The following is a 13,632-nucleotide window of genomic DNA, read 5'->3' on the forward strand; positions in this document are numbered from 1 at the left end:
GCCCGGGTGCCACGACGCGGGCCGAAGCCGACAGCCGGGGCCCGGGGAACGTCGACGATCCTGGTCGAACCCACAGGATCGGTGTGACAGCGCGCCGGGCATCCGTTCCGACGGCCCGGCGCGCGACCTGCTGTTATGACATGACGTTGTAGGCGTCGAACCCTGTCTCCGTGGGAGGTTCGGCGAACCCGCCCTCGATGCCTTGCCCCAGTCGAGGAAGAAGTGTCCCGTCCCGGAAGGCCTCCCAGCTCTCCCGTGAATCATGAACCGCCACGATCGTCCAACCGCCTTCTGAGGCACCCGCGGCGTGGAAGATCTGCCCCTTCGGCAAACTGCCCGCTTCTGTATGGACGGCTGCCAACGTCGCGTCGTACTGCTCCTGCGTACCACCGGCAAAGAAATGGATGATCCCGTATGCCATGGTGCTGCCCCTCGCTCGCGATGCTCAACCGGTCAACGAGGAGCATGAGAGTCCTCGCGCGGGCGACAGCGGTCAATCGGCCATCCGGCGCAGCGACGGCCGTCGGCTACTGGAATGCGCCGCGGTAGGTCTGCGGACTGACGCCGGTGATCCGCTTGAAGCGGTCGCGGAACGCGGTGGGCGAGCCGAAACCGACCTGACCGGCGATCCGGTCGACCGGGTGGGCCGTGGTTTCGAGCAGGAACTGCGCCTGTCGGACACGGGCGCGGTGCAGCCACTGCAGTGGTGTGGTCCCGGTCTGCTCGCGGAACCGCCGGAGCAGTGTGCGCGCGCTCATCCCGCTGTGCCGGGCGATGTCCTCCAGGGACAGCTCGCGGGCCGCGTTGTCCTCCATCCAGCGCAGCACCGGCTCCAGCACCGAGCCTCTCGGGGTCGGCGGCTGCTCGTGGACGATGAACTGGGCCTGGCCACCCTCGCGTTCCAGCGGCATCACCGACAGGCGGGCGGCGTCGGCGGCGACGGCCGAGCCGTAGTCGCGCCGGATCAGGTGCAGGCACAGGTCGAGGCCCGCGGCGGCACCGGCCGAGGTGAGGATCTGCCCGTTGTCGACATAGAGCACATCCGGGTCGAGCTCGATCTCCGGGTACCGCTGCGCGAACGCCGAGGCGGCCACCCAGTGCGTGGTCGCGCGCAGGCCGTCGAGCAGCCCGGCCGCGGCGAGGGTGAAGGTGCCGCTGCAGATCGACGCGATCCGGGTACCCGAGGCGGCCGCGGTGCGCAACGCGTCCAGGATGTCGGCCGGAACCCGTGTCAGGACGGATCGGCCGGGCACGATGATCGTGTCGGCCTCGGTGAGCGCGCTCAGGGTCCAGGGCGCGTCGATGCGGAACAGCCCGGCGTCCACCGGGGACCCGGCGGCGCAGACACGGACGCGGTAGCCCGGGCGTCCGTCCGGGAGGCGGACCCGCCCGAACACCTCCAGCGGGGTGGCCAGGTCGAACGGGACGACCTGGTCGAGAGCGAGGACGGCCACCGTGTGCATGGCCATAACGTACGCCGCCGCCGACCGGCAACCAACGCTCATCAGTGCGTGGAACTGCCGGAACGGTGTTGGCGAGAATCCGGCGGATTGTGGCATTAACGCCACTATTGGAGTCGCCGGCTGATCGTTAACGTCGGTGCCGTCCTGGCCGTTCCCGAGGATAGGGATGCATGACGAAGATCCTTCTCTCCGTCCACGTGCTCGTCGCGATCCTCACGGTGGGCCCGGTGGCCGTCGCGGCCAGCAGGTTCGCGCCCGCGCTGCGCAGAGCGGCCGCGGCGCCCGGCGACAGTGCGGCCGCCGCATCGCTGCACACCCTGTACCGCATCTGCCGGGTCTACGCGCTGATCGGCATCGCGGTGCCGGTGTTCGGGTTCGCTACCGCAGGCGCCATGCACGTCACCGGCGACACCTGGGTGCTCCTTTCGATCGGGCTCACCTCGGTCGCCGCGGGTGTGCTCGCCCTGCTGGTACTCCCCCGGCAGCGGACCGCGCTGGCCGAGCTCGCCGCGCAGGCCCCGATCGGTCCGAGCACCGGAGCCCGGATCGCCATGGCCACCGGCGTGTTCAACCTGCTCTGGGTCGCCGTCACCGTCCTGATGATCGTCCGGCCCGGCTCCAGCACCGGCGCGTGACAGGCCATGCCTGCAAAGCTAAAACCACGAAAGGAACCACCATGACCGCTCCGGCCCGACCGAAGGTCGCGATGCTGCTCTATCCCGGGCTCACCCTGCTCGACCTGATCGCACCGCACGCCGCGTTCGCCACCACGACCGAGGCCCACCTGGTGTGGAAGACGGCAGATCCGGTGCGGTCCGACTTCGACGTCGCCGTACACCCGACGACCACCTTCGCGGACTGCCCGACGGATCTCGACGTGCTGTTCGTGCCCGGCGGCATGGGTCAGGCGCCCGTTGCCGCGGACGAAGAGGTTCTGGCGTTCCTTGCCGACCGCGGTGCCCGGGCCCAGTACGTGACCTCCGTATGCGGCGGCTCGCTGATCCTGGGCGCGGCCGGACTGCTGCGCGGGTATCGGGCGACCACCCACTGGACCGGCATCGACGTCCTCGCCCTGTTCGGCGCGGAGTACGCCGAGGGCCGGGTCGTCGTCGACCGCAACCGAATCACCGGCGGCGGGGTCACCGCTGGCCTCGACTTCGGCCTCGTCGTGCTCGCGAAACTGCTGGGCGAGGACGTCGCCAAGATGACCCAGCTGATGCTCGAGTACGCCCCGGCCCCACCCTTCGACGCCGGCACACCGCGGACCGCCGGACCCGAGCTCACCGCCATGGCACGCGCTGGCAGCGAGCAGGTGAACGAGGCGATGACGGCCGTCGCGGAGGAACTGGCGACGAAGGGCTGGGGCCGTGCCGCCTGAGGGACAGTCGACGTCGATATCCGTGACCTCGTCGAGCTGCACATCCTGGCCATGACGCGCCCCAAGGCGGCCGGTGAGCGCGGGGCCCGGCTGGCACCTTCGCCCGGCCCGGGCGACCCTCGTTGACACGGCACGGAGCCTCATCGACAAGCACCTCGTCTAACTGCGCCCCAGCCCGTGGATGTACTGGTTGTCCCTGATTCACCGCTGTCCGCCCATGCGTGACACTTTCCATAATTTCGGCCGGAATAGACGGCGTGATCCACCCCGTCACGTCTTCCGACACGAGCGCGACGATCCTGTCCGGGTCGCCGGCTGCTTCGATTATCTCGGCCGTTTTGTGGGTGGTTCCCCTCGCTCTTCGTCGTCTCCAGCATGTTTCTGCTGCTCAGGTAGGGTCGTTCTCGCCTTCCAGCAGCGGGACGACGTCGCGCCGAAAGACGTGACGCACGCTGCAATGTGTGAGCCAGGTCTCAGGCGAAAGGTGGGTGATCTCGCCTCGCCAATTCTGAGGCGGCCCTAAGGATCGATGTAACCAACCGAAGACGGGGCACGTTAAACCGGTTAAGCGCCGCGTACCGGCCAGTTACTGGAGGGGTCCACATCATGCCCGACGAGTTCATCACCTCAAGCCGGCTGGCTTCCGAGGTCACGCGCGGCGACCAGGCCGTTCTGGATGTCCGTCACGATGCGGGCGCCTGGGTGCCGGGCCACGACTACGCGGGCCCTATCTGGGCACACCAGGTCGGCTGGGTGGTGCCGCGCGGCTGGGAGGCCCCGCACGGCTGGAGCCAGCCGCCGGGCTGGAGCCAGCCGACCCACTGGGACCACGACCAGTACAGCGACTGGCGCGACCGCCACTACAGCAGCGACCACGACTGGCGCGGCTGGGAGAACAGCGACCACTTCCAGAACCACGAGCAGTGGCACGGCTGGGTGCCGGGCGCGGACTACTTCGGCCCGATCTGGGTGCACGGTGTCGGCTGGGTGACGCCGGACGGCTGGGAGGCCCCGCACGGCTGGTACCCGCCCCCCGGATGGCACGAGCCCACCCACTGGCACCACGATCAGTACCGCGACTGGTGCAACCACCACTACAGCAGCGACCACGACTGGCGCGGCTGGGAGAACCGGTATCACTGGGGCGAGCACAACCAGTGGCACGGCTGGAACGACGACCGCGGCTGGGACAACCGCGAGCACGACCACCGCGGCTGGGACGACCGTGACCACCGGGACCACGACCACCGGGACCACGACAATCACGACCACCGCACCCACGACCACGATCGCGGCGATCACGACCGCGGCGATCACGACCACCGTGAGTGGGACCGGCACGACGGCCACGACCGCGACGCTCGCCACGACTACCGCGAAGGGCACCACGACCTGCACGAGGCCCGCGAGCACTTCCGCGACGCGCGCCACGAGGTGCGCGAGGGCCGCGAGGACTTCCGTGACGGGGTCCGCGAGGAACACGAGGCACGCCGCGACTTCCGCGAGGCCAGGGCCGAGCAGCGTGACGCCGACCAGGACCTCCACAACGCACGCCACGAGGTTCACCAGGCCCGCGAGGAGCTCCGCCACGCGGACAACGGCCACGAGGTCCGCGAGGCCCGCAGCCACCTGCGCGAAGCGCGCCACGACGTGCGCGACGCACAGCACGAGGAGCGGGACGCCGACGACGACCTCCGGCACGCCCGCCACGAGCAGCACGAGGCCGACCGCGACTTCCGCGACGCACGCCACGAGTTCCGGGACGCACGCGAGGACCGCCACGAGGGGCAGCGCGACCTGCGCGACGCGCGCCACGAGTTCCGCGACGGTGACCGCGAATCCCGGCACGACTACCGGGACGGCGACCGCGACAACCGCGACAGCGACCACGACAACCGCGGCGGACACGACAACCGCGACGGCGGACACCGCGACTACCGCGACGGACAGCGCGACGGCGGGCACGACAGCCGCGACTACCGCGACTCGCGGCCCGACAACCAGCACCAGACCGGGCACGAGGTCGGAACGCACGTTCAAGCCGACCTGAGCCGTGGCTTCGACACTGGGCGAGGGGGTTACGGCGTCCAGCGCGGCCACGTCGGGGACCAGCACAATCAGCCGGCCAGCGGTATCGGCAACGGCCCCACCGTGCAGAACACCTCGTTCACCTCGCCCGCCCCGACCTACTCCAGCAGCCCCTCGTCGTTGTCCAGCAACTCGGCCGACACCAGCTCCGCGTCAGCGCAGAGCGCACCGTCCGCCGTCAGTGCCGCCGCAGCGGTAGCTCCGGTCAATGCCACACCGTTCAGCCCGCACTCCTCCGGGCATGCCGCCTCGGAGCCGCTCAGCCACAGCGTCCAGCAGGCCGCCACGGTGAACCCGGCGCACCAGCTCGACAGCGGATCGCGGTCCAGCTCGGACCCCAGCGGCCACTCGAGCCAGCATTCGAGCCAGGACTCGAGCCAGGACTTGGGGTCGAACCAGGGTGGCGGCTTCTTCGGCGGCCTGTTCGGCGGCGACCAGCAGACCAGCCAGCACACCAACCAGTCGAACGGGCACACCGACGACCGGAGCGGCAACCAGAGCCGCGGTCAACACGACGACCAGAACGGCCTGGGCACCGGCAACACGCCGCAGAACACCCAGACCGGGTCCGGCAACGACCTGGGTGGCACCCATGACCAGGGTGGCACCACCCCGCAGGGCACCACCCCGCAGGGCACCACCCCACAAGGCACCACCCCACAGGGCACCGGCAACGGCTCCACCGGCGGCGAGCACGGCCCCGGCGCGCCACAGGCCGACACCGGCACGCTGCCCGGCACCGGCACACCGGGCAGTACGAGTACGCACCCCGGCTTGCAGCCCACTCCCGGCGACACGGTCCCGAAGCCGGACACCGGCGCGCCGGCGCAGCACCAGGCACCGGCGGCGAATGCCCCGGCGGTCCCGCAGGCCGACCTCGGCGGCTCGTCCCCGTCCGGCGCCACCGCCGGCCACGGCGCGCCCTCGACCGGCGCCCCGACCCACTCGCCGCACACCACGACCGTGCAGCCGGACCACGTCTCGACGCCGACGACACACAGCGTCCCGACGCCGACAACGCACAGCACTGCGCCGGGGGCGGTGCACAGCTCGGCGCCCGGCACGCACAGCGTGCCGACCACACACAGCACGGCCCCGGCGGCGTTGCACCCGACGGATCCGAGCAGTGGGTTGGAGCCGTCCACCTCGCACAGCCTGAGCAGTGGCCTGACCACACAGGACCCGACGCACGCCGCCACACCGGCGGCGACACACGACGCCACGCACACGACCACCGATCACACCGCCGTTCAGCACTGACGCGGACGCAACCGAGGAAGTAGGACGTCGAGGTGTCCGTCACGACGCGGCAGGCCGAGCTGATCGGTAGCGCCGAGCTGGCCAGCCTGCTCGATCACGCCAACCAGCTGGTCGGTGCCACCGGCCGGCCCGACCTGATCGAGCGGCTGAGCCGGGCGCGTGCCCGGCTGGCCGGCCGAGGCATGCGCGTCGTGCTCGTCGGGGAGCCCGGCCAGGGCGCCACGTCGCTGGCCCGGGTCCTCGACCAGGTTCGGGCGAACCGGCTGCCGGGAGCGACCTTCACGGACGCCCGCGGCCGGCCGGGGCCGAACCAGGCTCGGACCCCGGACCCGGGGTCGGCCGACGTCGCGCTGTTCGTCACCGACGCCGGCCACGAGTACGGCCAGCCGGAGCTGGACGCGCTGGCTCGACTCCGGGCGCAGGGCCTCGCCGTGGTCGGCGTGCTCACCAAAATCGATATCTTCCCCCGGTGGGCCGACGTGCAGCGGGCCAACCGGAGTCGGCTGCAGGCGGCCAATCTCGACGCGCCGCCCATCCCGCTGTTCCCGGTCTCGGCCGCGCTCGGTGAGAGCGGCAGCCGCGGTGACGAGTCGGTTGCGGCGGCCTCCGGGGTACCGCAGCTCGTCGACTTCCTGCGCGACCGCGTCGGCACCAATGTCGAACCGGCGCTGCGTGACTCGGTGGTCGCCGAGATCCGCGCGGTGACCGAGGAGCTGGGCAGGGGCTGGAACGGCGAGCTGGACACGGTGCAGAGCGCGGGCGGCTCGGCGCAGGATCGGCAACAGCGCGCGGTCGCCGAGCTGGACCGGCGCCAACAACTGTCGGTGAACTGGCAGCTCGCGCTCGGCGACGGCGCGACCGAGCTGATGGCGCAGGTGGACTTCGACCTACGGGACCGGCTCCGGACGGTGATGGTCGACGCCGAAGCCGAGATCCTCAAGGCCAGCCCGGTCAAGCAGTGGCCCCAGTTCGACGCCTGGGTGCGCGGCAGGGTCGCGGAGAGCGTGCAGGCCAACTTCCAGCTGGCCAGGGAGCGCTCCCGCAAGCTGGCCGCCCAGGTAGCCGCGCAGTTGGCGGGCAATCCGGACGGCTCGCACATCGGGGTGGCCCTGCCCGACGTACGGGTGAACAACCCCGACGAGGCACTGCGCCAGATCAAGCCGATGCCGCCGTTGGAGAGCAGCAAGGGCGGCGTGGTGGCTCGGGCGGTCAACAGCCTGCGCGGGTCGTACGGCGGCGTCCTGATGGTCGGCGTGCTGACCAGCCTCGCCGGGATGGTCCTGATCAACGTCTGGTCGGTCGCGGCCGGGGTTCTGCTAGGCGTGTTCACCTTCTGGGAGGACGCCAAGAACAGCAAGGAACGCGGCAAGGCCGAGGCCAGGATGGCGGTGTCCAAGCTGACGGACGAGGCGAACTTCCGGGTTGGCGACGACCTGCGGACCCAGCTGCGCGCGGTGCACCGGACGTTGCGCGACCACTTCACCGTGATCAACGACCAGCGACTGCGGGCGGCCGCCGACACAGCCCGCACGGCCGCCGACGCCGCCCAGTACAACGGTGGCCAGCGCAGCACCCGACTGTCCGGGCTGCAGAACAACCTCGCCGAGCTGCGTCAGCTCCAGGCCCGCCTCCCCAATCACCGCGGCTGAGCTGATCGTCCGGGTGGTCTCGACGTTGCCGCAGGTCCGGTGGGGTTGGTCGCAAACCGTGACCGGCCAGTCCATATTTCGCCCGATCGAATGCACCGGGGCACCCACACCGGGCGTGGGCATAACGGCCCGCCAGCCCAGATCGACACCAGATCTATGGACTTGATCGACCGGAACCACCGGACCGCGCAGCCCCGGGGTGGCGACCGCCGCTGCCCGGAATGCGGTGCGAACAACATGGATCACTGGCCGTGGTGCTCTCTGTACAAACGTCCCCTACCAGCACAGGTGACCGGTGCCCTTCGCCTGATCGATGTCGTCCATCCCCCAGGACGTGTGGTGCAGCCGGCCTGAACGGCAACGCAGAGTTCCGTCGACGCAAGAAGTAAAACATGTATGCTTCTTTCCATGAGCGATGAGCACGCGGACTTCGACCACCCGGCCAGCAGCCGGTTCGGCACTGGCCTCGCCGAGGCTCCGCTCGTGCTCAGCCAGGAACTCGCCAACACGATCGGCATCGATCACCTGCCGGAGCTGGTGGACCTGCTCGGCCAGGTGGACACGGCGCAACACTGGATCGACGCGGTCGTGCCGCACTGGTGCGCGTCGCTCGGAGCGGACGATCCGCACCTCGTGGTCACAGCGGCAGAACTACCCCGCCTTCGCGCCGTGCGGGACGCCCTCCGATCGGTGATCGGCGAACCCGAGGACGCTCGCGGTGGCGCCCTGATCGCCGGCACCGCCGCAATAGCCGTCACCAGGGCAGGTGCCCACCTCGAGCCGGTCGGCTCGGGCGCGTCCTGGCTGGCGTCGGCAATCGCCGTTGAAGCCGCGAGTGCGCACGCTCAGGACTCGTTCCGACGACTGAAGCTCTGTCACCAACAGCGATGCGGCGTCGCGTTCTACGACCGCTCCAAGAACAACAGCAGGGTGTGGCACGACACGGCTACCTGCGGCAACCAGGTCAACTCCCGAGCGCACCGCGCTCGACGTCGCGAACAGTCCAGCTGAACTCACCGCTCGACTTCCGCGTCGAGCCTCATGTCATCAACGAGCGACATCCGGATAATGGAGAAAAGATGTCTGACGCAAAAACCCTGCTCAAGGAATTCCTCGGCAAAGGCCCACCATCTGTTCATGGGGCGCCTCGTTGCCGAGAACGGCCAGATCGCGCTGCTCCGTGAGGCGCTGAACACCGTCGCGACGGCGTCCGCACTGCTCACCGGCGGCGCACACGATCTTCCCGAGCCCACGAACGAGGTACAAAGCGAGGGCGAATCAACGATGACAATACGGCTATTTACCGCATCAGCCCCTAAGATCGAAGGAAATGCCGCGGGAATGGAGCCGCACGAAAAGGCGCGGTACCGGGCGGCCGCCGTGCTCGCCCGCCGCATCTACCCGGGCCCTCTCGGAGAGCTGGTTCACCGAGAGCTGACCGCCTACGCCGAATTCGGCTACCGCTTCAGCGACGACGGATTGATCCCACAGCTCGCGGCGGCCATCAACCATGACGTCAACGACCGGGCCCAATCACTCAGATCTCAGGGAGACAGTTAAATGATCGGTGTAGTGGGACCCACCGGGCGGGTGGGAGGCGCGCTCGCTCGGCGCCTCATCGCGGATGGCGTGCCGGTGCGGGCCCTCACCCGCGACCCCGGCAAGGCAGCCACGGGTCTCGCGGGCGCCGAGGTACAGATCAGCCGACTCGACTTCGACGACCCGAGCAGTCTCCGATCGGCCGTGCGCGGACTCGACCAGCTGTTCCTCGGCCTCGGAAGCAGCTCCAGTCAGGTCGACGCCGAAATCGCCCTGATCGAGGCCGCCGATCAGGAGGCGGTGGGACACCTGGTCAAGTTGTCGGCCGCGGGCGCGGGCGAACGGCGGATGATCGTCTTCGACTGGCACACCGCGATTGAGGAGCGAATCGCCAAACTGGCACTCCCAGCCACTCTGCTCCGACCGACCACGTTCACCGACATTCTCGCCCGGGCGGCATCGAGCGTGGCCACCAACAGCTGGGGTGGCTCCGCCGCCTCCGGGCGCGTCAACCTGATCGACACCCGCGACGTCGCGGACGCCGCCTACTCGGTACTGCGCGATGGACCGGGTGAGCACGCCCATCGGTCCTACCGCCTCGACGGACCCGAAGCGCTCTCCATGCACGACGTGGCCCGACGACTCGGCGACCTGCTCGGGAAAGAGGTCCACTACGAGGAACGCACGCCGGAACAACAGGCAGCCCACCTCACCGCCGAGGGGCTCCCACCGCTGGTGGTGGAGATCCTGCTCGGAGTGGACGAGTCCATCCGTGAGGAGTGGCTCGCCGACGGCACAACGCTGGTCAGCGAGCTCACCGGAGCACCGCCCCGTCCGGTCGACCAGTGGCTCAGCGAGCACCTAGCCGACTTCCAGGCGCGGTAGACCCCGGGCGCCTGGCGCCTGGCGCCGTCGCACCTAAGGCGACGAGAAATTGCGCGCCAGCCCGAACATGCTGATCGATCAACGAAGACGCACTCGGACCTTCCTGACACAGCCCATGACCTCGGACTTGACATCAACAATCGTTGAGGTTCTAGCGTTGTCACGGCCGACCCCCGGTGCGCTCGAGGTCTGAGACTTCGCGAGGTCGACCGATTCGACGGAGAGCGTGGCGACGTGCAGGTAGCAATGGTGACGCGGTTCGGTGCACCCGAGGTATTGGTGACGCGTGAGGTGCCGGACCCGGTCGCGGGCCCGGGCGAGGCCGTGATCGCCGTCGTGGCCGCGGACGTCCTGTGGGTCGAGACCATGATCCGTCGGACCGGCGGCGGTGAGTACTTCGACGTGACACCCCCCTACGTTCCCGGCAACGCCGTTGCAGGCAGGGTGCGAGCCGTCGGGGATGGCGTCGATCCGGCCTGGGTCGGGCGGGCCGTGGTCGCGCACACCGGCCAGCGCGGCGGGTACGCCGAGCAGGCCGTCGTCCCGGTGGAGGGGTTGTCGACGGTGCCGGACGAGATGGGGCTAGTGACGGCGGCGGCGCTGCTGCACGACGGTCCCACCGCGCTCGCCCTGGCCGAGGGCACCCGGATCGGCAGCGGGGACGCGGTCCTGGTGGTCGGCGCGAGTGGCGGGCTCGGCATCGTGTCTGTGCAGTTGGCGCGTGCGCGCGGTGCGCGCCGCGTCGTCGCCCTTGCCCGCGACGAGGGCAAGCTCGGGCGGATCCGCGAGCTGGGCGCGGACTTCGTCATCGACCTGGAGGCGCCCGACTGGGTTGAACTGGCGCGGGCCGCGCTCGGCGGCCAGGGTGCCGATGTCATTCTCGACAACGTCGGCGGGCGGGTCGGCGAGGCCGCGTTCGCGGCGATCGCGCCCCGCGGCCGGTTCTCCGCGCACGGGACTCCGAGCGGGCAGTTCGCGGCGGTCGACCCGGCGGGGGCCCACCGCGGCGGTGTCACCGTGCGCGGGATCGCGGACGTACAACTCACCGAAGCCGACCTCAAGCGGCTCACCGAGCTCGCACTCGCCGAGGCGGCCGCGGACCACATCAGGCCCGTGATCGGTCAGACGTTCCCGCTCGCCCGGGCCGCCGACGCGCACACCGCCATCGAGCGCCGAGCTGTGTTCGGTAAGACGCTGCTACTCCCCTGACCCGGCCATACCTCCGGCAGGGTCAGCCCGCGGCCGGCCCGACCAGGAGCCCGCCGAGGGGCATTCGCTCAGGCCTCGACCAGGTCAGTCGGCGTCGGGTGCTCGGCAAGCAGGTGCTCGGGCGCTGACAACCGCCAGGCTTCGAGCACAAGTTCGCTGAGCTCGTCCAGGTCGATCTTCTCCAGCTGCACGACCACCCAGCCGAACCCACCCGTGGTGAACTGCACCTCGAACACATCCGGCCGTTCGGCCACGAGGGCAAGCTGCTCGGAGATCGTCTGTTTCAGGCCCACGGTGCTGGTGCGGGGCCACAGGTAGCCGAACTTCTTGCCGTGCACGCTGAACGCCGTGTAGTGGGTCGACGTCTTGTGCTCAGCTCCCGGCAGAGCCTTCACCAGTCGCAGGAACCGCGTGATCTCAACGCCCATGGAACGAGATAATCACAGGCCGGGCCACCGGTGGCGACGGCCCGTTGGATCCGGCCGGCAGCGTCTACCTGGACCAGCCTCGCAGACAGTCCGCGATCTTCTCCAACTCGTGCAGGTCACCAGACGCGACGGACACCACGAACTCAACCCGCTCGTCCTCGGTGGCCCCGCGTACCCGCTGCCCGTTCAGCCCGAGAAAGACGAGGCACGCGGCCCAAGCCAAGCGCTTGTTCCCGTCGACCAGCGCGTGATTGCGCACCAGCGAATGCAGCAAGGCCGCCGCCTTCACCTGGAGGTCCGGGTAGGCGTCGGTCCCGAACGCCGACGCCGCCGGCCGAGCGGCCGCGGCCTCCAGCAACCCGAAGTCGCGCACCACCATGTCCGCCCCGGCCACTTCGACCGCGATCTCGAACAGATCCTCGATCGTGATACCAGCAACCTCATCGCTGTGTTACCTCGGCACCAACCACGGCGAGGGTGTTCTGCCCCCGGTCGGCCACGTGCACGGGCGCTCGAAGGACCACGTGCCGCCGCGGAGTTCCAGCTCCTTCGATGCGGTCGTGGGTCAGGCGCGCGGCCTGCCGTCCCATCTCACGCGCGGGCAGTCGGGCGGAGACCACGGCAAGCGGAGACATGTCGAAGGTGAGGAACTGGTCCATGGCGGCCAGTTCCACCGCGCCGAGAAAACGCGCCTCCATGGCCAGCAGGTCGGACACAGCCAGCTCGAGGGTGGGGGCGTTCCCGCAGATCACGGCGGTCAGGCGCTCCGGTGACTCCAGCATCGAGCGCAGGCGCTGGCGCCGGGCCGTGGGGTCGAGCGGGTCGTAGACGCGCAGCGCCGACCGCTCGGGCAGCTCGGGCAACCCGCGATCGTGCAGTGCCCGGTAGTGGCCCGACAACCGGTCCCGGACGCTGGTGGCGTCGGACTCGCTCCACAGCATGGCCGGGTGCCGGTGCCCCCGCTCGAGCATCGCCGAGGTGACCTCGTAGCCGATCGCGAAGTCGTCGAAGATCACCGCATCGGTCGGCAGACCAGGGAAGTAACGGTCGACCACGACAACCGCCACCCCGAGCCGCTGCAGCTCGTCCACCGCGCCCGCCGCCGTGGAGTGATCATGCGGGAACAGCATGACGCCCTGTGAACCGCCCGCCGCCATCCGCCGCAGCACCGCTTCCTCGCGCGCGACGTCCGGGGCGTGCTCGATCGCCAGCCGGTACCCGAGGGCGGCGCTCTCCTCGGCCATCCCGGAGAGAAGTTCGGACTCGTGCACGCCGCCCGAGCCCGGGCTGACGAAGGTCATGACCCGCTGCCCCTGCGGAACGTGCGGGAGGGTGCGGTCGGTGACGAAGGTGCCCCGGCCCCGGCGACGCACGACGAGACCGCCGGCCACCAGCTCGTTCAAGGCCCGCACCGCCGTGGTCGAGGACACCCCGTAGCGCTCGACGATCTCGCGCTGGGTGGTGAACGGCTCGTCCGGAGAGAACTCGCCCCGGGCGATGGAGGCGATCAGCTCCTGCTTGACCCACTCGAACAAGGCGACCCCGGGCGGTGGCTTCGGCGGCGCGGCGGCCGGTCGTTCCGCTGGAGATGTCACTGCCGCCCTCCCTTCCCGCCGAGTGTCCGGCCGGCACCACTTTGCAGTATTGACGCATTAAAGCGTTGAATCTAGCGTCCTACCTCGACGGAGGCGGTCGTCCCGCGACCGGGTCCCACCCACCAGCATCCACGGCCT

General features: G+C 69.9%; 13 protein-coding genes. 8 read left to right on the forward strand and 5 right to left on the reverse strand.

Going from position 1 to position 13,632, the window contains the following annotated elements:
* Positions 1 to 133: 133 nt before the first annotated feature.
* Positions 134 to 421: a hypothetical protein gene (locus ACTXG6_RS31115; protein ID WP_445182970.1), complete on the reverse strand. Its 288-nt coding sequence runs from the start codon at positions 419 to 421 to the stop codon at positions 134 to 136.
* A gap of 106 nt (positions 422 to 527) precedes the next feature.
* A complete protein-coding gene (locus ACTXG6_RS31120; RefSeq protein ID WP_445182971.1) occupies positions 528 to 1,463 on the reverse strand; it encodes a GlxA family transcriptional regulator in 936 nt (311 codons plus the stop codon).
* Between the two features lie 170 nt (positions 1,464 to 1,633).
* Here ACTXG6_RS31120 and ACTXG6_RS31125 point away from each other — a divergent pair, with 170 nt between their 5' ends.
* The 8 genes from ACTXG6_RS31125 to ACTXG6_RS31160 all read left to right on the forward strand — a co-directional run bounded on the left by ACTXG6_RS31125 (position 1,634) and on the right by ACTXG6_RS31160 (position 11,471).
* On the forward strand, positions 1,634 to 2,098 hold the full coding sequence (locus tag ACTXG6_RS31125) for a hypothetical protein (protein WP_445182972.1): 465 nt from the start codon (positions 1,634 to 1,636) through the stop codon (positions 2,096 to 2,098).
* A gap of 41 nt (positions 2,099 to 2,139) precedes the next feature.
* Positions 2,140 to 2,841 (forward strand): DJ-1/PfpI family protein, encoded by a 702-nt coding sequence (locus ACTXG6_RS31130; RefSeq protein WP_445182973.1) that lies wholly within the window; start codon positions 2,140 to 2,142, stop codon positions 2,839 to 2,841.
* 606 nt (positions 2,842 to 3,447) lie between these two features.
* Positions 3,448 to 6,189 (forward strand): hypothetical protein, encoded by a 2,742-nt coding sequence (locus tag ACTXG6_RS31135; RefSeq protein WP_445182974.1) that lies wholly within the window; start codon positions 3,448 to 3,450, stop codon positions 6,187 to 6,189.
* Between the two features lie 32 nt (positions 6,190 to 6,221).
* Positions 6,222 to 7,838: a hypothetical protein gene (locus ACTXG6_RS31140; protein ID WP_445182975.1), complete on the forward strand. Its 1,617-nt coding sequence runs from the start codon at positions 6,222 to 6,224 to the stop codon at positions 7,836 to 7,838.
* A gap of 408 nt (positions 7,839 to 8,246) precedes the next feature.
* Positions 8,247 to 8,849, forward strand: a complete 603-nt coding sequence (locus tag ACTXG6_RS31145) for a CGNR zinc finger domain-containing protein (protein ID WP_445182976.1) — start codon at positions 8,247 to 8,249, stop codon at positions 8,847 to 8,849.
* Positions 8,850 to 8,879: 30 nt separating this feature from the next.
* Entirely contained in the window at positions 8,880 to 9,398 is a 519-nt protein-coding gene (locus ACTXG6_RS31150; protein ID WP_445182977.1) for a hypothetical protein, read from the forward strand.
* Entirely contained in the window at positions 9,399 to 10,262 is an 864-nt protein-coding gene (locus ACTXG6_RS31155; protein ID WP_445182978.1) for an NmrA family NAD(P)-binding protein, read from the forward strand.
* Between the two features lie 234 nt (positions 10,263 to 10,496).
* Entirely contained in the window at positions 10,497 to 11,471 is a 975-nt protein-coding gene (locus tag ACTXG6_RS31160; RefSeq protein ID WP_445182979.1) for a zinc-binding dehydrogenase, read from the forward strand.
* Between the two features lie 68 nt (positions 11,472 to 11,539).
* Here ACTXG6_RS31160 and ACTXG6_RS31165 read toward each other — a convergent pair whose 3' ends face one another.
* From ACTXG6_RS31165 to ACTXG6_RS31175, 3 genes are all read right to left on the reverse strand, one after another.
* On the reverse strand, positions 11,540 to 11,899 hold the full coding sequence (locus tag ACTXG6_RS31165) for an MmcQ/YjbR family DNA-binding protein (RefSeq protein ID WP_445182980.1): 360 nt from the start codon (positions 11,897 to 11,899) through the stop codon (positions 11,540 to 11,542).
* Between the two features lie 64 nt (positions 11,900 to 11,963).
* Positions 11,964 to 12,293, reverse strand: a complete 330-nt coding sequence (locus tag ACTXG6_RS31170) for a type II toxin-antitoxin system death-on-curing family toxin (protein WP_445182981.1) — start codon at positions 12,291 to 12,293, stop codon at positions 11,964 to 11,966.
* Positions 12,294 to 12,339: 46 nt separating this feature from the next.
* Positions 12,340 to 13,494 (reverse strand): GntR family transcriptional regulator, encoded by a 1,155-nt coding sequence (locus tag ACTXG6_RS31175; RefSeq protein WP_445182982.1) that lies wholly within the window; start codon positions 13,492 to 13,494, stop codon positions 12,340 to 12,342.
* Positions 13,495 to 13,632: the final 138 nt, after the last annotated feature.

The sequence above is a fragment of the Pseudonocardia sp. Cha107L01 genome (genome assembly GCF_052566575.1).

What these genes read in the sequence shown, in the direction of transcription:
- ACTXG6_RS31115 (WP_445182970.1), bottom strand. Translation starts at nt 421, where the DNA reads ATGGCATACGGGATCATCCATTTCTTTGCCGGTGGTACGCAGGAGCAG.
- ACTXG6_RS31120 (WP_445182971.1), bottom strand. Translation starts at nt 1,463, where the DNA reads ATGCACACGGTGGCCGTCCTCGCTCTCGACCAGGTCGTCCCGTTCGAC.
- ACTXG6_RS31125 (WP_445182972.1), top strand. Translation starts at nt 1,634, where the DNA reads ATGACGAAGATCCTTCTCTCCGTCCACGTGCTCGTCGCGATCCTCACG.
- ACTXG6_RS31130 (WP_445182973.1), top strand. Translation starts at nt 2,140, where the DNA reads ATGACCGCTCCGGCCCGACCGAAGGTCGCGATGCTGCTCTATCCCGGG.
- ACTXG6_RS31135 (WP_445182974.1), top strand. Translation starts at nt 3,448, where the DNA reads ATGCCCGACGAGTTCATCACCTCAAGCCGGCTGGCTTCCGAGGTCACG.
- ACTXG6_RS31145 (WP_445182976.1), top strand. Translation starts at nt 8,247, where the DNA reads ATGAGCGATGAGCACGCGGACTTCGACCACCCGGCCAGCAGCCGGTTC.
- ACTXG6_RS31150 (WP_445182977.1), top strand. Translation starts at nt 8,880, where the DNA reads ATGTCATCAACGAGCGACATCCGGATAATGGAGAAAAGATGTCTGACG.
- ACTXG6_RS31155 (WP_445182978.1), top strand. Translation starts at nt 9,399, where the DNA reads ATGATCGGTGTAGTGGGACCCACCGGGCGGGTGGGAGGCGCGCTCGCT.
- ACTXG6_RS31165 (WP_445182980.1), bottom strand. Translation starts at nt 11,899, where the DNA reads ATGGGCGTTGAGATCACGCGGTTCCTGCGACTGGTGAAGGCTCTGCCG.